The organism is Kitasatospora sp. NPDC041917 (assembly GCF_055589745.1).
Genome location: NZ_JBVJBI010000061.1, coordinates 22176 through 39330 on the forward strand (window position 1 = coordinate 22176; position 17155 = coordinate 39330).

Annotated in this window: 15 protein-coding genes and 3 pseudogenes; 12 read left to right on the forward strand and 6 right to left on the reverse strand. The window is 74.5% G+C overall.

Annotated elements, in window-relative coordinates; all coding sequences use genetic code 11:
• Positions 1-112: 112 nt before the first annotated feature.
• From ACZ6EM_RS37745 to ACZ6EM_RS37780, 8 genes and pseudogenes are all read left to right on the forward strand, one after another.
• Positions 113-418 carry a GNAT family N-acetyltransferase gene (locus ACZ6EM_RS37745; RefSeq protein WP_465774414.1) on the forward strand — a complete coding sequence of 102 codons (306 nt, stop codon included), beginning with the start codon at positions 113-115 and terminating at the stop codon, positions 416-418.
• A 360-nt stretch (positions 419-778) separates the two neighbouring features.
• Positions 779-1861 (forward strand): annotated as a pseudogene (locus tag ACZ6EM_RS37750) (cytochrome P450).
• 162 nt (positions 1862-2023) lie between these two features.
• Positions 2024-3085 (forward strand): acyl-CoA desaturase, encoded by a 1062-nt coding sequence (locus tag ACZ6EM_RS37755; RefSeq protein WP_465774415.1) that lies wholly within the window; start codon positions 2024-2026, stop codon positions 3083-3085.
• 62 nt (positions 3086-3147) lie between these two features.
• Positions 3148-4293, forward strand: coding sequence for a glycosyltransferase family 4 protein (locus ACZ6EM_RS37760; RefSeq protein WP_401052365.1), 1146 nt, complete (start codon positions 3148-3150; stop codon positions 4291-4293).
• 19 nt (positions 4294-4312) lie between these two features.
• Positions 4313-5179, forward strand: coding sequence for an alpha/beta fold hydrolase (locus ACZ6EM_RS37765; protein ID WP_465774416.1), 867 nt, complete (start codon positions 4313-4315; stop codon positions 5177-5179).
• Positions 5180-5339: 160 nt separating this feature from the next.
• The gene (locus tag ACZ6EM_RS37770) at positions 5340-6455 is read left to right on the forward strand and encodes a lactonase family protein (RefSeq protein WP_465774417.1); all 1116 of its coding nucleotides are present in this window, start codon (positions 5340-5342) and stop codon (positions 6453-6455) included.
• A gap of 198 nt (positions 6456-6653) precedes the next feature.
• Complete coding sequence (locus tag ACZ6EM_RS37775; protein ID WP_401052361.1) at positions 6654-7409, forward strand: alpha/beta fold hydrolase; 756 nt, start codon at positions 6654-6656, stop codon at positions 7407-7409.
• Positions 7402-7899 (forward strand): MarR family winged helix-turn-helix transcriptional regulator, encoded by a 498-nt coding sequence (locus tag ACZ6EM_RS37780; protein ID WP_452180577.1) that lies wholly within the window; start codon positions 7402-7404, stop codon positions 7897-7899. Before ACZ6EM_RS37775 ends, ACZ6EM_RS37780 begins: the two co-directional genes overlap by 8 nt.
• Positions 7900-8032: 133 nt before the next feature.
• On the opposite strand, the gene ACZ6EM_RS37785 is transcribed toward ACZ6EM_RS37780, so the two are convergent.
• Entirely contained in the window at positions 8033-8782 is a 750-nt protein-coding gene (locus ACZ6EM_RS37785) for an anti-sigma factor (RefSeq protein ID WP_465774418.1), read from the reverse strand.
• Complete coding sequence (locus ACZ6EM_RS37790) at positions 8779-9363, reverse strand: sigma-70 family RNA polymerase sigma factor (RefSeq protein ID WP_465774419.1); 585 nt, start codon at positions 9361-9363, stop codon at positions 8779-8781. The genes ACZ6EM_RS37785 and ACZ6EM_RS37790 overlap by 4 nt, the downstream gene beginning before the upstream one ends.
• 403 nt (positions 9364-9766) lie before the next feature.
• On the opposite strand from ACZ6EM_RS37790, the gene ACZ6EM_RS37795 reads away from it, so the two are divergent.
• From ACZ6EM_RS37795 to ACZ6EM_RS37810, 4 genes are all read left to right on the forward strand, one after another.
• Positions 9767-11404, forward strand: coding sequence for a molybdopterin-dependent oxidoreductase (locus ACZ6EM_RS37795; RefSeq protein ID WP_465774420.1), 1638 nt, complete (start codon positions 9767-9769; stop codon positions 11402-11404).
• Between the two features lie 114 nt (positions 11405-11518).
• Complete coding sequence (locus ACZ6EM_RS37800) at positions 11519-12178, forward strand: fasciclin domain-containing protein (RefSeq protein WP_401050651.1); 660 nt, start codon at positions 11519-11521, stop codon at positions 12176-12178.
• 176 nt (positions 12179-12354) lie between these two features.
• Entirely contained in the window at positions 12355-13440 is a 1086-nt protein-coding gene (tsaD, locus tag ACZ6EM_RS37805) for a tRNA (adenosine(37)-N6)-threonylcarbamoyltransferase complex transferase subunit TsaD (RefSeq protein ID WP_465774421.1), read from the forward strand.
• 235 nt (positions 13441-13675) lie between these two features.
• A complete protein-coding gene (locus ACZ6EM_RS37810; protein ID WP_465774422.1) occupies positions 13676-14275 on the forward strand; it encodes a class I SAM-dependent methyltransferase in 600 nt (199 codons plus the stop codon).
• Between the two features lie 124 nt (positions 14276-14399).
• On the opposite strand, the gene ACZ6EM_RS37815 is transcribed toward ACZ6EM_RS37810, so the two are convergent.
• The 4 genes and pseudogenes from ACZ6EM_RS37815 to ACZ6EM_RS37830 form a co-directional block, all read right to left on the reverse strand.
• Entirely contained in the window at positions 14400-15662 is a 1263-nt protein-coding gene (locus ACZ6EM_RS37815) for an APC family permease (RefSeq protein ID WP_465774423.1), read from the reverse strand.
• A 141-nt stretch (positions 15663-15803) separates the two neighbouring features.
• Positions 15804-16190, reverse strand: a pseudogene (locus ACZ6EM_RS37820) (histidine kinase); the annotation flags it as partial.
• A 16-nt stretch (positions 16191-16206) separates the two neighbouring features.
• Complete coding sequence (gene kdpC, locus ACZ6EM_RS37825) at positions 16207-16848, reverse strand: K(+)-transporting ATPase subunit C (RefSeq protein WP_452180583.1); 642 nt, start codon at positions 16846-16848, stop codon at positions 16207-16209.
• A gap of 43 nt (positions 16849-16891) precedes the next feature.
• Positions 16892-17155, reverse strand: a pseudogene (locus tag ACZ6EM_RS37830) (potassium-transporting ATPase subunit B); the annotation flags it as partial.

Here is a 17155-nt window from a genome sequence, read left to right on the forward strand (position 1 = left end):
CGAGCACGCCGAAGCCGTCGCCACGCCACGCCACGCCAGCCGCGACAAATGTTGATTCTTCAACTATAGTCAGGGGCGCCAACCAGGCGATCCGACCGTACGAGGAGGAACCATGGAGCAGTCCGTCACCGACAACACCGAGAAGTCCCGGTTCGAGATCCAGGACGACGGCGAACTCGCCGGCTTCGCCGAGTACCACCGCTCCGGCAACGAGATCGCCTTCATCCACACCGAGATCGACCCCCGCTTCGAAGGCCGCGGCCTCGGCAGCCGGCTGGCCCGCGCCGCCCTGGACTCCGCACGCGACCAGCGGCTCGCCGTCCTCCCCTACTGCCCCTTCATCCGCGGCTGGATCACCAAGCACCCCGAGTACGCCGACCTCGTCCCCGCCACCCACCGCGCCCGGTTCGGCCTCTGAACCCCGAGGCCGAAGGCGCCGGGCGGTCTGCGGGACCCCGACCGCGGCCCGCCCTGATCAGCGGTGGCGCCGCTCCACCGCCTCGCACTCCGCTGGGGGCCCACGACGGCGCGTCCTCGCAGGCGTGACCGCTCACCGGGGCAACGGCCCGTCCCCGGTGAGGAATCCGCCGCCGGGGCCGTCCCCGGGCAGGGCGGTCGGACCCGTCGCGCGACCCCGCCCGGGAGCGGGGAACCCTGGGCCGCCGCGCCGAACCGCCCCGCCGCCCGGCTGCGGACCTATGCCGATCCGGTCTCCTCGTCCGCGCGGGACCCCGCACCCACGACGTACTCCCACGCGACTCTGCCCGGGGCGTTGCCGGTGCTCGGGCACCTGCCCGCACTGGTACGGGATCCGACGGGGCTCCTGGGGCGGCCGTCCCGGTACGGCGACCTGGTGGAGGTCCGGCTGGGACCGAACCGGACGGTGGTGCCCTGCCACCCGGAACTGCTGCGGCAGGTCTACGCGGACGACCGGACCTTCGACAAGGGCGGAGCGGTCCACCGGCGCTTCCGCCGGGTCCTCGGCAACGGGCCGGCCACCTGTGCGCACGCCGACCATCGACGCCAACGGCGGATGCTGCAGCCGGAGTTCCGGCCCGAGCGGCTGGCCGGGTACGCCACCGTGATGACCCGCGAGGCGGCGCAGCCGGCCGCCTCCCGGCGGGACGGCGAGGTGGTCGAGGTCTTCCCCGCGTGCTACCGGTTCACCCTGCGGGTGGTGGCGCGCAGCCTGTTGGGCACCGAGGCACCGGACGCGCTGGCCGACCGTCTGCAGCACGCCTTCGAGACCGCGTTGGCCGGCGCGTTGCGGCGGGTGCTGATGCTGCCCGCGGGCCCCGGCTACCACGCGGCGGTACGCACCCTGCGGCGGACGGTGGCCGAGCTCGTACGCGACCGCCGGGCCGACGGTACCGGGCACACCGATCTGCTGGCCGGGCTGCTGGCGGCCCGGGACGAGGACGGCTCCACGCTCTCCGACACAGAGCTGCACGACCAGGTGGTCACGCTGCTCCTGGCCGGCTCGGAGACCACCGCCTCCCGACTCTCCTGAACACTGCGCCTGCTGACGACGCATCCGCAGGTGCTGGCCACCCCGCGGGCGGAACTCGACGCGGTGCTGCCCGGCGGCCGCCCGGCCGAGTGGGCCGACCTGCCGTTCCTGCCCTGCACGGCCCGGGTGTTGACCGAGGCGCTGCGTCTCCGTCCCCCCGGCTGGGTGCTGCTGCGCACCTGTACCCACGAGACCGATCTGGGAGGGCGCACCCCTGCCGCGTGGCAGCCAGGTGCTGCTCAGCTCCTACGTGGCCCACCACAACCCGTCGATCTTCGCGGAACCCGCCCGCCGCCGACCGGTCCGGCCCGCTCCCCCGGGCAGCGTTCCGTACGGGTTCTCGACCCGTGAACAGCGGACCGTCAACCCGTGCCCGCCACCCACTCGATCAGGTTGCGTTCACCGGCGGCGCGGGACAGCGGGCGGTGGAGTACGGAAGTCTCAGGGCTCCCCTGCCCGGGGCACGCCGCGCGGCGACGGCCGGCCGTGGCGGCCCGAGACCGGATTGGTGGCATGACCGTTCAGGACACTCCGAGTGCCGGGACCGCCCGGCGGGGCGAATTCGCCGAGCTGTACCGGCGCGTGGCCCAGGCCGGTCTGCTGCGTCGGCGCCCGCTCTACTACGCGTGCCGGAGCGCGGGGCTGTTCGCCGCGCTGGCGGGGCTGCTGGCCTGGTTCGTCGCGCTCGGCGCAAGCTGGTGGCAACTCGGCCTCGCACCGCTGTTCGCCCTCGTACTGGGCCAGTTGGCGCTGCTCGGCCATGACGTCGCGCACCGCGCGGTGTTCGCCGACCGTCGGACGACTGACCTGGTGGGCATCGTGCTGGGGAACCTGGTGGTCGGCATGAGCTACGGCTGGTGGGTCGACGACCACAACCGGCACCACGCCCACCCGAACCACGAGGGCCGCGACCCGGCCGCCGATGCCATCCTCTTCGCCAGAACCGCCGAACAGGCCGACCGGGCAAGGGGGGTGCGACGCCTCATGGCCCGGTACCAGGCGGAGCTGTTCTTCCCGCTGCTCTCCCTCCAGGCGCTCGGCCTGCTCGTCGCCACCGGCCTGACCCTCACCCGTGGCACCGTCCGACACCCCGTCCTGGAACGCACCCTCGCCGCACTGCACTACGTCCTCGCGGCGGCCCTGGCCGTCCTCGTGCTCGCTCCGCTCCAGGCGCTCGCCTTCACCGCGCTGTTCGGTGCGCTGCTCGGCGTCTACCTGGGCTGCATCTTCGCCCCCAACCACAAGGGCATGCCGTTGACCGGCCTCGGCGCGCAGCGCACCGACTTCCTCCGGCGGCAGGTGCTGCCCTCCCGCAATCTGCGGGCCGGCCGGTTCGTCCACTTCCTCTTCGGCGGCCTCGGCCACCAGATCGAGCACCACCTCTTCCCGGCCATGCCGGTGCCGGCGCTGCGCCCGGCCTCGCGCATCGTGCGCGCGTACTGCGCGGAGGTCGGCGTGCCGTACGCCGAGGCGGGCCTGACCGCCTGCTTCCGGGAGATCCTGCGGGACCTGCGCGCGGTCGGCCGGTCCGTCCCGGCCCGTTCCCAGGCCGTGGCGGCGGAGGCCGCCCGGTGAGCGGGGTCCTGCCCGGGCGGGCGGCGCCCGCCACGGACGGCCCGGCCCCCGACGACGGGCCGCTGCGGGTGGTGATCGTCGCCGAGTCCTTCGCCCCGCAGCTCAACGGCGTGGCCCACAGCGTGCTCCGCACCGCCGAACACCTCCTCGCCCGGGGGCACGTCCCGCTGGTGGTGGCACCGGCGGCGCAGCGTCGCGAGAACGAGGACTGCGGGGCGGCGTACGGCTACCGGGTGGTCCGCGTCCCGTCGGTCCCGCTGCCCGGCTACCCCGAGGTGCGGATCGCCCTCCCCGGGCGCCGGGTGGCCGACGCCGTCGAGCGGCACCGCCCGCACGTGGTCCACCTGGCGAGCCCGTTCGCGCTCGGGGCCGCCGGCTCGGCGGCGGCCGGGCGCGCCGGCGTCCCCGCCGTCGCCGTCTACCAGACCGACCTCGCCGCCTACGCCCGGACCTACCTGCCCTTCGCGGGCGCGGCCGGAGCCCGGCTGGCCTGGCGCCGGCTGCGGCACATCCACACGGCGGCCGCGCGGACCCTGGCGCCGTCCCGGGCCTCGTTCGACGTCCTGACGGCCCACGGGATCCCCCGGGTCCACCTGTGGCCGCGCGGCGTCGACTGCGTGCGCTTCCACCCCGGCCACCGGGACGAGGCCCTGCGCCGCCACCTCGGCCGGCCCGGTGAGGTGCTGGTCGGCTACGTCGGGCGGCTGGCACCGGAGAAGCAGGTCGAGCGGCTGGCCGAGACGTCCCGGCTCCCGGGCGTACGGCTGGTGGTGGTCGGGGACGGCCCGTGCCGCGCCCGGCTGGGCGCCGCACTGCCCGACGCGCTCTTCCTCGGCCGCCGCACCGGGCACGAACTCGCCCGGCTCTACGCCTCGTTCGACGTGTTCGCCCACCCCGGGCCGTTCGAGACCTTCGGCCAGACCCTCCAGGAGGCGATGGCCAGCGGCCTGCCCGTCGTGGCCCCGGCGGCCGGCGGACCGCTCGACCTGGTGCTCCCCGGACGCACCGGCTTCCTCGTGCCGCCCGGCGCGGCCGGGGGCTTCCGGGAGGCGGTGGAGCGGCTCGCCCGCGACGCGGAACTGCGCCGAACGCTCGGCCGGGCCGGCCGGGCCTCGGTGGCGGAACGCAGCTGGGAGGCGGTCGGCGACCGGCTCCTCGACCACTACCGGCTCGCGGTGGCGGAGTCCTCCGCGGCACGGCGCGCGTGAGAGCGGGGAGCGAACCGTCATGAGCCGACCGCTCGCCGCCGAGTACGCACCCGGCGCCCGCCCGGACGCCGAAACCGCCGTGTTCCTGCACGGGCTGGGCGGCTGGACCCACAACTGGGCCGCCCTGATCGAGCGCCTCCGGCCGTCGGTGCACTGCCTGGCCCTCGACCTCCCGGGCTTCGGCCGCTCCGCTCCCCCGCCCGACGGCCTCGTCACCGTCAGGCGCCAGGCCGCGGCCGTCGCCCGCCACCTCGACCGCACCGGGCACCGCCGTGTCCATCTGGTCGGCAACTCCCTCGGTGGCCTGACCGCCCTCCACCTCGCCGCCCACCGCCCGGAGCTGGTCTCCACCCTGACCCTGGTCTCGCCGGTCCTGCCCGCGCTCCCGCCGCCCCAGGCCCTGCGGATCTCCCTGCTGGGCCTGCCGGGCGCTCACCGCCTGTACGCCCGGCTGCTGTCGGCCCGGAGCCCCGACCGGCAACTCGACGACCTCTACGGCCTGATCTACGCCGACCCGTCCCGCGTCGACGCCGAACAGCGGGCGACGGAGGCGCGCGAACGCCTGCGCCGCGCCGAACTCCCCTACGCTCAGAAGATGTTGGCGGAGGGCGTGCGTGCCGTCGTCCGATCCCACCTGCGACCCGCCGGCGAGGCCTCGGCCTGGCACCAGGCCCACCGGGTCACCGCCCCCACCCTGCTCGTCTACGGCCGCGAGGACCGCCTCGTCCCCTTCCGTTCGGCGGCCCGGGCCTACGCCGCCTTCCGCGACGCCCGGCTCCTCACCCTGCCCGGCGTCGGCCACGTCGCCATGCAGGAACACCCCGGCGCGGTGGCCACGGCCTTCCGCGCCCTGCTCGCGGAGCCCCGTCGCACGCCCGGCGGGTGAACGGGCAGCAGGACCCGCCCCGTGGCGGCGGCCACCCTCGGCCCCGCACTCGTCACCGCCCGCCCCGGCCCGGCAGCCTGAAGCCGCACCCCGTGCGGGTGCGTCCCGTAGCGTTTGCCTTCCACCGCGGGGACCCGCGGTGTCCGAAGCGGAGGGTCACATGAACTCGCTTTTGTCGAAGGCCCGTTGGTTAGGCTCCCTGGCGGCGGGCGCGGCACTGCTGCTCGCCGGGTCCGGCTCCGCCGGCGCCGTCACCGGCACGTCCGGCGGGCCGGTGACGGGTGTCCCGCGGACCGTCGAGCTGGACTCGTCACCCGCCTCGGTGGCGGTCGGCCCGGACGGGCGCAAGGCGTACGTCGCGGTGAAGGACAGCATCAATGGCGCCAAGGTGAAGGTGGTCGACACCCAGAGCGGGGCGATCACCGCGGTGGTGACACTGTCCACCGGGTTCGGGGCCGGTCCGGGACCGCTGGCTGTCAGCCCCGACGGCTCGCGCGTCTACGTGCTGTTCTCGACCGCCCGCAAGGCACCGCTGTCCAGCCTGGGCGCCATCGACACGGCCACCGACACCGTGGTCTCCAGCACGGAGGCACCGGACCAGCCGCGGCCCGACGGGACCCTCCCCGGGGCGCTGACCTCGCTGGCGGTCAGCGCGGACGGCGCCAGGGTCTACGTCGGCCAGGACGGACCGGCCCGCTACCACCGCCCGGCCGAGCCGAGCGCCCGGGTCCTGTCCTTCTCCCCGCAGCAACAGGGCTTCACCGCCGCCGTGCCGGTCCCCGGCCGCTACCTGGGCTCGATCGTCACGCCTCCGACCGGTGACGCGGCGTACGCCGCCACCGACGAGAACCTGGTCCGCCTGGACACCGGCACCGGGACCCCGACCGTCGCCGGTGCCATCGCCGCCCCGATCGGTTCCGTCCCGAGCCTGGCCCTCTCCCCGGACGGCACCCGGCTCTACGGCGTGGGGAACGACGGCACCGGCTACGCCGTCGACCTCGCCACCGACGCCCTCTCCACCCTGGACATCTCCCCGGGCCAGTGGCTGCAGAACCCGTCGGTGGGCGCGGACGGCACCCGGCTGTACATGGTCCAGCAGGACCTCACCAGCACGGACGGCAAGGCCTCGGTCCTCGCCCTGGACACCGCGACCGACACCCTCGTCCCGGCCGAGGGCATCACCGGCCTCAACTGGGTGACCGGCCTGGCCCTCGGACCCGACGCCCACACCTTCTACCTCACCGTCGACTCCGGCCTGCAGATCGTCGGTTACTGACCGAACCCGCGCACGCCCAGCACCACCCCGCAGCGACGGCGGGGCGGAGGTCCGGATCCCCGGCCCCGCCCCGCCGTCGCCTTTGCGCGGAGTGATCCGAGGGCGACACGAGCCGCCGGGCGTCACCCGGCGCCGCCGGCCGTCGGCACCCCGCTCCCAACATGTGACGCGACACGTGTGTCGTGTAATATGTTTTCCATGAACACTGCAGCGAAGAATCCGACCCTCGTCTTCATCCCCTGCTTCTCCGGCGCCCCGTGGAGCGCCGAACAGCTCGCCCCCTACGGCGCGGCGCCCCGGCGCACGCTGCGCCTGCCCGAGGGCGTCGACAGCATCGAGCGCTACGCCGACCACGTCGAGACCGCGATCGCCGACCTCGACGACTACGTGCTGATCGGCGACTCGTTCGGCGCGAACATCGCGCTCGCCCTCGCCACCCGCCGCCCGCGGGGCCTGCGCGCCCTGGTCGTGTCCGGCGGCTTCGCGGCCAACCCGATCGACTCGAAGCCCATGAAGGCACTGGCCCAGGTGATGGGCAAGGCGCCCGGCCCGCTCTACCGGCAGCTGACGCTGCGGTTCCACGCCCACCGCCTCGCCTCCCCGTTCGACGGCGAGGGGCAGGTGCCCTGGAGCGAGGCGCGCAGCCGCGAACTGTTCCTCGCCAACACCCCGGCCGCCTCCTTCGGTGCGCGCGTGTCGGCGGTCTTCACGGCCGACTACGTCGACGTGCTCGACCGGATCCAGGTCCCGACCCTGATCCTGACCCCCTCGCACGACGTGCTGATCGGCGAGAACGCCTCGAAGGTCATGCTCGCGGGCATCCCCGACGCCCGGGAGGTCGTGCTGCCGCGCACCGGCCACATGTTCCGCTTCTCGCACCCGGTAACCTACGCCGCCGCGGTCGAGAACTTCCTCGACCCCCTGCCGACCACCCGAAAGGACATCGATGCGTAAGGCCGAACACCTGCGGTTCGCGATCCTGGCAGCCCAGCGCGAAGGCAACCGGCTGCTGATCCAGGCCCTCAAACCCCACGGCATCACCCCCTCGCAGGCCGAGGTGCTGCGCCTGCTCCAGCAGCACGGCACCCTGAGCCTCAACGGGCTCGGACAGCTCCTGGTGTGCGAGAGCGGCACCAATCCGAGTCGGCTGGTCGACCGCGTCGTCGCGGCCGGACTGGTCGAGCGCCGCACCGACGCCGAGGACCGCCGCTACCTGCAACTCAGCCTCACCCCCGAGGGCGAGCGCCTGGCCACCGCGGTGGCCGGGATCGAGGAGTTCCTCTACGCCTCGATGGACGCCGCCTGCGAGGGCCTGGACACCGACGCGATGCTCGCCTTCCTGCACAACTTCATCGACCCCCTCCCCTCGGGCGAGGCCCTCAACAAACGCCTCGGCCTCGACCAGGGAGCACACGGAACCGTGGGCGACGGGCCCTCCGGGTGAGGCCTTGCCGCCGGCGACGGCCTGCGACGGCGCCGGATCGGGTGCGGGGCCGCCGCCCCCGCCGATGAATCGACGCCGACCCGGCGAGGCACCCGGACCGGACAGCGCGGGGCCCGCGAGACCGAACGCCCTCTCAGGTGAGCGACAGGAGCATGACCGATACCCCACTGGGGTGCGTCGACCCCCCGGCGGGCTCCACGGTGACGCCGATACCCGTCGCCCCGCCCAGTGGCCCGGACAGCACCATCCCGCCGTCCCCACGGGACAGCAGCCCGGCCGATCGCATCGTTCCGGAGTCGTCGAACCAGAGTTGGTACGTGGTGCCCTCGGCCGGGGTGGGCATGCCGGAAGCGAGGAAGGCGGCCTGACCGCGGTCGTGCGACCACACCACCGTCCCCACGCCGGTTCCGCCCGCCGCGGGTCCGGTGGCCGTGCGGGCGTCGGGCGCCGTCAGCAGACCCGTCAGCCGGTCCGCCTGCTGCTGGATCGCGGCCGCCCGGGCGCGCGCGTGGCCGGCCTGCCGGTGCTGCTGAACGGCGAGGCCACCGGAGCCGACCGCGACCGCGAGACAGGCGGCCAGCGCGAACTTCGTCCACCCGCCCGCCCGCCGGCCGGACCGGGAGCCCGCGCCGGGCAGAGCGGCGGTCCGGGGCGCCTCCTGCCGCGTGCCGGGCAGCGCGGCCATCACCCGGGCCTTGAGGGCCTCGGGTGGCACGACGGCCCGCGCGGCGCCGAGCCTGGCCAGGGTCGCGGCGAACTCGGCCACCTCCTGGGCACAGGCCGGGCAGTCGGCCAAGTGGCCTTCGAACTCCGCGCTTTCGGCCGGGGAGAGGGCGTGGACGGCGTAGGCGCCGGTCAGGGTGTGCAGGTCGGCGGCGGTCATGCTCCCACCCCCAGGCAGTCGCGCAGACGGATCAGTCCGTCGCGCACGCGGGTCTTGATCGTGCCCAGCGGCGCGCCGACGACCTCGGCGACCTGGGGGTAGGTGTAACCGCGGTAGTACGCCAGCGTCAACGATTCCCGCTGCAGTTCGGTGAGCGTCCTCATGCAGCGCCTGACCTGCTCACGCTCCACTCTGCCCTCGACCTGTTCGGCGACTTCGTCGAACGGCGGGGTGTGGGAGACCGCCGCGACGCGCTGGTCGCGGTCGGCGGCGGCCTGCGCCGAGCGGACCCGGTCCACCGCGCGCCGGTGCGCGATGGTCAGCACCCACGGCATCACCTCACCGCGCTCGGCCCGGTAGCGGGCAGCGGTGCGCCACACCTCCAGCAACACCTCCTGGGCGACCTCCTCGGACTGCGCGGGATCGCGCAGAACCCTGCGCACCAGCCCCAGCACCGGACCGGCCACCACGTCGTACAGCCGGGAGAACGCGTCCTGGTCCCCGCGCGCGACGCGGGCGAGGAGTTCCGTCAGGTCCGGTACCGGCCGTCCGGGACCGGTCAGGTGGACGACGGCGCTCATCCGCCCGTTCCTTCGCAGTGGGCGGGCGTCGAGCCCGATCGGCGGACGGCAGACATCGAGGGCCTCCTCGTGGTCCCGGCGGGACAGCGGTGCGGTCTCGGCCGGGCGGACAGTGCGGAACTCACATCCGCCCTTCGGAGCGGGCCCGCGCCCGGATTGGCCGAACCGCCTGCCGGTCCGCCCGTCCGCCCGGTCACCGGCTCCGGAGGACACGCGGATCCTGGTGCCGTCGTTTGCGTCTTCCGTCGTCGTCATTCCCGTCATCCGCGGGAGTCGGCGGACCGGCCCTCGGAGCCGGGCCGAGCCTGCTGCGCCCACCGTCAATGCCGGCTGCCGCCCAACCCGTTCGGGTGAGCCCGGCGCAGCGACCCATCCGCGGCCCCGGGCGCCTCGAACCCTCGGCGTGAGCAAGAATCCATCCGACGCTTCCGCGCCCCTCCTCGGCCGTCCCGACCGCCTCCGTCGCGTCGGCGTCGCAGCGGCGACCGGGTTGGCGGCCGCCTCGGCCGCACTCGGTGCGGGAGACCTGGCCGCCGCCTTCACCGGGCCCGACACCGCGCCGGTCATCGCGGTGGGCTCCGCGGCCGTCGACCTGTCGCCGACCCCGCTCAAGGAATACGCCGTCCGCACCTTCGGCGTGTACGACAAGACGGTGCTGCTCGGCGGAATCCACCTGACGGCGGCCCTGCTCGCCGCCGGTGCCGGATGGCTGTCCGCTCGCCGCCCGAAGACCGGAGCGGGCATCTTCGCGGCCTTCGGCCTGCTGGGTGCCTGGGCCGCGCTCTCCCGGCCGGGAGCGCGCGCGGCGGACGTCGTACCGGCCCTCGTGGCAGGCGTCGTCGGCGCGGCCACCGTCCTCGCCCTCTCACGCCTGACGGGGTCGGCCGCGCCGCCGGTGAACACGGTCCCCACGATCGGACATCCCACCGGCGAGAGCGCCGGCCAGGAGCGGCGCACCGGAACCGAGGGCACCACCCGCCGGGCCGTTCTCGCCGTCACCGGCGGGACGATCGCCGTCGGCGCGGTCGCGGTCACGGGAGGCAGGATCCTGACGGACCGCCTCTTCGACGTCGGCGCCGTCCGCGCGTCCGTTCGCATCCCGCCCGCCGTGGAACCGCTGCCACCCCTGCCGCCCCCGGTCCGTCCGAAGGTCGCGGGCCTGTCCCCGTTCGTCACCTCGAACACGGATTTCTACCGGGTGGACACCGCGCTCACGCTCCCCCGAATCGACCCGCGGCGCTGGGCCCTGCGCATCCGGGGCATGGTCGACCACCCGCTGTTGCTGACCTTCGACGACCTGCTGCACGAACCCCTGGAGGAAATGGACCACACGCTGTCCTGCGTCTCCAACGAGGTGGGCGGCCGCTACGTCGGCACCACCCGCTGGCTCGGCGCTTCCCTCCCCGCCCTGCTGCGCCGTGCCGGCGTGCACCGCGGCGCGGACCAGCTGGTCGGCCGCTCACAGGACGGCATGACCATCGGCACGCCGCTGGAGCCGGTGCTCGACGGACGGCGCGCACTGCTGGCGGTCGCGATGAACGGCGAGGCCCTGCCCGTCGCCCACGGCTTCCCCTGTCGCAGCGTCGTCCCCGGCTTCTACGGCTACGCCTCCGCCACCAAGTGGCTCGTCGACCTGGACGTCACCACCTTCGCCGCATTCGATCCGTACTGGGTGCGCCGGGGCTGGGACCGCACCGGTGCGGTGCGCACCGCCTCGCGCATCGACGTCCCGGCCCCGTTCGCCCGCGTACCCGCCGGGGACGTCACGGTCGCCGGCACCGCGTGGGCGACCCACCGCGGCATCGCCGCCGTCGAGGTCCGGATCGACGGCGGCACCTGGCAGCAGGCGATGCTCGCCGCCGACGCCGGAACGGACCTGTGGCGGCAGTGGACCCACACCTGGCCCGGGGCCGCGCCCGGCACCCACCGGATCGAGGTCCGGGCGACCGATGCGACCGGCGCCGTCCAGACCGGGGACCGGGCCACCCCCTACCCGTCCGGCGCCACCGGCTGGCACAGCACCGTCGTCACCGTCACCTGAGAGCCCCGGCCGACCCGCCCGGCCCTCCACCAGGCCACCTTCACGTACCCGGCACCGGCCGGGGCGGTCCGCCCGAGGGGCCGACCGCTGCACCCTCACAAGGAGATCACTGCCATGAACGCCACCACCCGCCGCCGCGACACCGTCACCGCCGTCCTCGCCGCGACCGCGCTCGCCTTCGGCCTCGGGGCCTGCGGCAGCGGCTCCGGGTCGCCCTCCACCTCCGTCGCCCCGTCGAAGGCCCCCGCCGCCGCGCCGGCGGCCGGTACCACCGCGTCGGCAGCCGGCGCCGCCATGAGCGACCGGCCGTTCGGCACCGCCTGTGCGGCCGTGCCCAAGGACGGCGCGGGCTCCTTCACCGGCATGGCCAAGGACCCGGTCGCCACCGCCGCCTCCAACAACCCGCTGCTGTCCACCCTGGTGACCGCCGTCAAGCAGGCGGGCCTCGTCGACACCCTCAACTCCGCGCAGAACATCACCGTCTTCGCGCCCACCAACGACGCCTTCGACAAGATTCCCAAGGCCACCCTGGACGCCGCCCTCGCCGACAAGGACACGCTGACCAAGATCCTCACCCACCACGTCGTCCCCCAGCGCCTCGCCCCCACCGCCCTCGCCGGAGGCCACAAGACCCTGGAAACCCACGACCTCACCGTCACCGGCGCCGCCCCCGACTTCACCGTCGACGGCGACGCCAAGGTCCTGTGCGGAAACGTCCAGACCGCCAACGCCACCGTCTACATCGTCGACACCGTCCTGATGCCCGCCTCCTGACGTACCGTTCGCGTCCCGCCGGCGGACCGCTCGATCGCGGGCCGCCGGCGGACCCGGCGGCCCCGGTGGACTTCCTGCGGGACGGACCGGGGAACCGGACCTGCCGGACCAGCGCCTCCAGCCTTATTGCACAATGGTTGCAGTTGCACAGTGATCAGCAATAAGGGGTGCGCGTGATGCCGGACTCGCCGGTGGTGCTGGGGATCGAGTCCTCGTGCGACGAGACCGGCGCCGGTCTCGTCCGCGACGGGGTCCTGCTCGGGCAGGCGGTCGCGTCGAGCATGGACGAGCACGCCCGCTACGGCGGGGTCGTGCCGGAGATCGCCGCCCGCGCCCACGTCCACGCGATGGCCCCCGTGGTCCGCGAGGCCCTCGACCGGGCCGGACTCACCCTCGCCGACGTCGGCGCCGTCGCCGTCACCGCCGGACCCGGCCTGTCCGGCCCGCTCCAGGTCGGGGTCGCGGCCGCCAAGAGCTACGCCTTCTCGCTCGGCGTCCCCCTCTACGGCGTCCACCACCTCGCCGGACACGTCGCCGCCGCCGCCCTGGACGGCGAACCCCTGCCGAACCCGTGCGTCGTACTGATCGTCTCCGGCGGGCACACCTCCCTGCTCCTGGTGCGCGACCTCGCCCGCGACCCGATCGTCCACCTCGGCGACACCCTCGACGACGCCGCCGGCGAATGCTTCGACAAGGTCGCCCGGATCCTCGGCCTGCCCTACCCCGGCGGGCCCGCCATCGACCGCGCCGCCCGCGAGGGCGACCCGAACGCGGTACGCCTCCCCCGCCCGCTCAGTGGGCCCAACGACCCCCCGTACGCGTTCTCCTTCTCCGGCCTCAAGACCGCCGCCGCCCGCTGGGTCGAGGCCCGACGGGCGGCCGGCGCCGAGCCGCACGTCCCGGACGCGGCCGCGGCGCTCCAGGAGGCCATCGCGGACACCCTCACCCGCAAGGCCGTCCGGGCCTGCACCGACCACGGGATCGACACCCTCGTCGTGGTCGGCGGGGTCGCGGCCAACTCCCGCATCCGCGCCCTGACCGAACAGCGGTGCGCCGCGGCCGGGATCACCCTGCGGGTGCCGCCGCTGCGCCTGTGCACCGACAACGGCGCGATGATCGCGGCCATCGGCGACCTCCTGGTCCGCTCGGGCGCGGCCCCCTCCCCGATGAACCTCTCGATCGACCCGTCCGCCCCCTTGGAGTACGCGGCACTCTCCCCGCTCGCCCCGCTCGCCCCGCTCGCCCCGGTCCGGGCCGCGTGACGGCCGTCCCGGCGCGGCGGCCGCACCGCGCCGGGGCGCCGGCCCTGCCCGACGTGGTGAGCCGGGAAGGCAGCGCGGCCGGCACCACGACCAGGCTCATCGCAGCCTGCTGGAGCGTTCGACGTTCTTGAGCATGCACGGGCGGGCGTTCAACGGCCATGACCGGTGCCGGCGGTCTCGCCTTAGGATGCGGGACATGGACAGGACCACGCTGCCACACGGAGAGCTCATACCGATGACGACGAGGCGAACCCGCTGGCAGGAGGCGGGGCAGAGCGGGAACTTCGGCAAGCGGTTCGCCGAACTCATCTCCGCGGGCGAGGACGTCGACGGTGAGGCCCGGCTCGCCGACACGCTCCTGCCGCGCGGTGCCCGAGTGCTCGACGCCGGCGCCGGTATGGGGAGGGTGGCCGCCGCGCTCCTGCAGCGGGGGCACGACGTGGTCGCGATCGAGCCCGACGAGGCCCTGGTCCGGCAGGCTCGGGAGACCTACCCCGGGCTGCCGATCGAGGAACGCGACATCCTCGACCTCGGCCCCGACGACGGCCCGTTCGACCTGGTCGTCTGCGTGGGCAACGTCATCGTGTACCTGGCCGAGGGCACGGAACGCACGGCGCTGGGCGCGATGCGCGACGTGCTCGGCGAGAACGGCCGGATCCTGATCGGCTTCCACCTGCAGGACCCGCCGCCGCACGCCCGGACCTGCACGGCGTCGGAGTTCGAGGCGGACCTGACCGCCGCCGGACTGCGCGTCGACCTTCGGGCAGGCACCTATCAGCTGCACCCCGCGAACGACGCCTACGGCGTCTGGATCCTGAGCCGCGCCCAGAATTGACCCCGTCTCCGGAGCCGGCGCTCCGGAGAAGGCGTACCTGGTCGATCTTGCTGCAGGTGGCGGCGGAACCGGCGGACTCGGCGGATCCTTTCGCGAGGCCGGACCACCGCGACGCCGGACGGGGTCAGGCGCGGGCGATGGCCTTGCGCAGGCAGTAGGCGGCGGCACCGGCCGCGATCACTGCGGCTCCCCACAGGACCGAGGCGGGTGGCAGGGCGAAGGCCAGGAGCACGCAGCCGGCGGCACCGACGACGGGGACGATCCGGGCGGGGCGGCCCTCGGCGGGGGTGAGGGTCCAGGCGGAGGCGTTGGCGATGGCGTAGTAGGCCAGCACGCCGAAGGAGGAGAAACCGATCGCGCCGCGAACGTCCGTGGTGGCGGCCAGGACCGCGACCACCGCACCGACCGCGAGCTCGGCGCGGTGCGGCACGTGGAAGCGCGGGTGGACGGAGGCCAGGGCGCGGGGCAGGTGCCGGTCGCGGGCCATCGCCAGGGTGGTGCGCGAGACCCCGAGGATCAGCGCGAGCAGCGAGCCGAGCGCCGCGACGGCCGCCCCGATGCGCACCACCGGGGCGAGTGCGGGAACGCCGGCGACGCGCACGGCCTCGGTGAGCGGTGCGGTGGTGTGGGCGAGCCGGTCGGGCCCGAGCACGGCGAGCACGGCCACGGCAACGGCGGCGTAGACGACGAGCGCGATGGCGAGCGCGATGGGGATCGCGCGGGGGATGGTTCGCTTCGGGTCGCGGACCTCCTCGCCGAGGGTGGCGATGCGCGCATAGCCGGCGAACGCGAAGAACAGCAGCCCGGCGGCCCGGAGCAGCCCGCCGAGGGTCGCGTCCGCGCCGATGGCGAGCCGCGCGCCCTCGACGGCGGGGCCGGTCATGCAGGCGGTGACCACGGAGGCGAGCACCGCCAGGACGACGGCGACGATCCCCCGGGTCAGCCACGCGGACTTCCGCACGCCGACGTAGTTCACCGCGGTCAGCGCCACCACCGCGGCGACCGCGACCGCGTGCGCCTGACCGGGCCACACGTAGGAGCCCACGGTGAGGGCCATCGCCGCGCAGGAGGCGGTCTTGCCGACCACGAAGCCCCAGCCCGCCAGGTAGCCCCAGAACTCCCCGAGCCGCTCACGGCCGTAGACGTAGGTGCCGCCGGACTGCGGGTAGCGGGCGGCCAGCCGGGCGGAGGAGGTGGCGTTGCAGTACGCCACCACCGCGGCCAGGGTGAGGCCCAGCAGAAGACCGGAACCGGCCGCGCCGGCGGCCGGGGCGAGCGCGGCGAAGATCCCCGCGCCGATCATCGACCCGAGCCCGATCACCACGGCGTCGAACACGCCCAGATGGCGCCTCAGCTCCCCGGCCCGGGCGGATGCCGGTGTCCCCATCGCTGGCTCCTCGACCACGGCCTACGGCCATTACGGACTTCGGTACCGGCGCACGCTACAGGAGCAAGGTGTCGAGCGGACGTCCCGGATCCTCGGCCGGCCCGGCCCGGGCGCGTCCTTGGAGAAATCGCTCTGGAACAGCGCGTCCAGCAGGTTCTCGACGTCCTGCCAGCGCCGGGTGTGACGGCCGCCGGGCACGTTGGAGTGGGCCAGCTCGTCGATCAGCACGACCCGGGGCCCATGGGCGAGCACCCCGTCGAGATCCAGTTCCGTCAGCTCGGCGTCCCGGTAGGTGCGACGAGCCCGCGGGACGACCTCCAGGCTGCCGGGCATCGCCTCCGTACGGTGCCGACCGTGGCACTCCACCAGGCCCACCACCACGTCGGTGCCGCGCGCGCTGCGCCGCAGGTCCTCCTCCAGCATGCGGAAGGTCTTGCCCACACCGGGCGCGGCGCCGAGGTACACCTTGAGCCGGCCCCGGCCCGGTCGGAGCCCCGCCGGCGCCTGCGGCGCGCTCTCCTGGGCCACCGGACGGCCTCTCCCTTCACGGTCCGCCGAGCCGCGCGAGGGCGAGGTTGAGGGTGACGACGTTCACCCGCTGCTGGCCCAGGAAGCCCAGGACCCGGCCCTGCCGGTGCTGTTCGACCAGTCGGCGGACCGCCGCCGGGTCCAGGCCGCGCGCCGTGGCGACCCGGTTGACCTGCTCATCAGCGTAGGCCGGGGAGATGTGCGGGTCGAGGCCGGAGCCGCTCGCGGTGACGGCGTCCGGCGGGACCAGGGCCGGATCGACGCTGTCGAAGGCTGCCACGGCGGCCCGTCGCTCCTGGATCGTCCTCGTCAGCCCTGGGTCGTTCGGCCCGAGGTTTGACGCGCCCGAGGCGGTCGGGTCGTAGCCGGTCCCGGCCGCCGACGGGCGGGGCTGGAACCACTTCGGATCCGGCGCCGGCTGCTCCTTCGGGTCGTTCGGGTTCTTCTTCGGGAGGTTGAAGTTCTGGCCGATCAGGCTGGATCCGACCACCCGGCCGTCCTGCCGCAGCCGCGAGCCGTTGGCCTGGCCGGAGAAGGCGAGTTGGGAGAACCCGGTGAGCAGCAGGGGGTAGGCCAGGCCGCAGATCGCGGTGAGGACGAGCAGCAGGCGCAGCGCGGTCAGGTGCAGCCGGATGAGGACGAGCGGCGGGGTCCGCATGGGGGGGTTCTCCCTCCTGCCGACAGCTGTCGGCGGGAACTGCTCAGTAGAAGAACTGCACGACGAGGTCGAGGAGTTTGATCCCGAGGAAGGGCAGGATCAGCCCGCCCACCCCGTACACGCCGAGGTTGCGGCGCAGCAGGGCGGAGGCCGAGGAGGGCCGGTAGCGCACGCCGCGCAGGGCGAGCGGGATGAGGGCGACGATGATCAGCGCGTTGAAGATGATCGCCGAGGTGATCGCGGACTGCGGGCTGTGCAGGCCCATGATGTTGAGGTGGCTCAGGCCCGGGTAGACCCCGGCGAACAT

What these genes read in the sequence shown, in the direction of transcription:
- ACZ6EM_RS37775 (WP_401052361.1), top strand. Translation starts at nt 6,654, where the DNA reads ATGAACACTGCAGCGAAGAATCCGACCCTCGTCTTCATCCCCTGCTTC.
- ACZ6EM_RS37780 (WP_452180577.1), top strand. Translation starts at nt 7,402, where the DNA reads ATGCGTAAGGCCGAACACCTGCGGTTCGCGATCCTGGCAGCCCAGCGC.
- ACZ6EM_RS37815 (WP_465774423.1), bottom strand. Translation starts at nt 15,662, where the DNA reads ATGGGGACACCGGCATCCGCCCGGGCCGGGGAGCTGAGGCGCCATCTG.
- tsaD (WP_465774421.1), top strand. Translation starts at nt 12,355, where the DNA reads ATGCCGGACTCGCCGGTGGTGCTGGGGATCGAGTCCTCGTGCGACGAG.
- ACZ6EM_RS37745 (WP_465774414.1), top strand. Translation starts at nt 113, where the DNA reads ATGGAGCAGTCCGTCACCGACAACACCGAGAAGTCCCGGTTCGAGATC.
- ACZ6EM_RS37755 (WP_465774415.1), top strand. Translation starts at nt 2,024, where the DNA reads ATGACCGTTCAGGACACTCCGAGTGCCGGGACCGCCCGGCGGGGCGAA.
- ACZ6EM_RS37800 (WP_401050651.1), top strand. Translation starts at nt 11,519, where the DNA reads ATGAACGCCACCACCCGCCGCCGCGACACCGTCACCGCCGTCCTCGCC.
- ACZ6EM_RS37785 (WP_465774418.1), bottom strand. Translation starts at nt 8,782, where the DNA reads ATGACCGCCGCCGACCTGCACACCCTGACCGGCGCCTACGCCGTCCAC.
- ACZ6EM_RS37765 (WP_465774416.1), top strand. Translation starts at nt 4,313, where the DNA reads ATGAGCCGACCGCTCGCCGCCGAGTACGCACCCGGCGCCCGCCCGGAC.
- ACZ6EM_RS37790 (WP_465774419.1), bottom strand. Translation starts at nt 9,363, where the DNA reads ATGAGCGCCGTCGTCCACCTGACCGGTCCCGGACGGCCGGTACCGGAC.
- ACZ6EM_RS37810 (WP_465774422.1), top strand. Translation starts at nt 13,676, where the DNA reads ATGACGACGAGGCGAACCCGCTGGCAGGAGGCGGGGCAGAGCGGGAAC.
- kdpC (WP_452180583.1), bottom strand. Translation starts at nt 16,848, where the DNA reads ATGCGGACCCCGCCGCTCGTCCTCATCCGGCTGCACCTGACCGCGCTG.
- ACZ6EM_RS37770 (WP_465774417.1), top strand. Translation starts at nt 5,340, where the DNA reads ATGAACTCGCTTTTGTCGAAGGCCCGTTGGTTAGGCTCCCTGGCGGCG.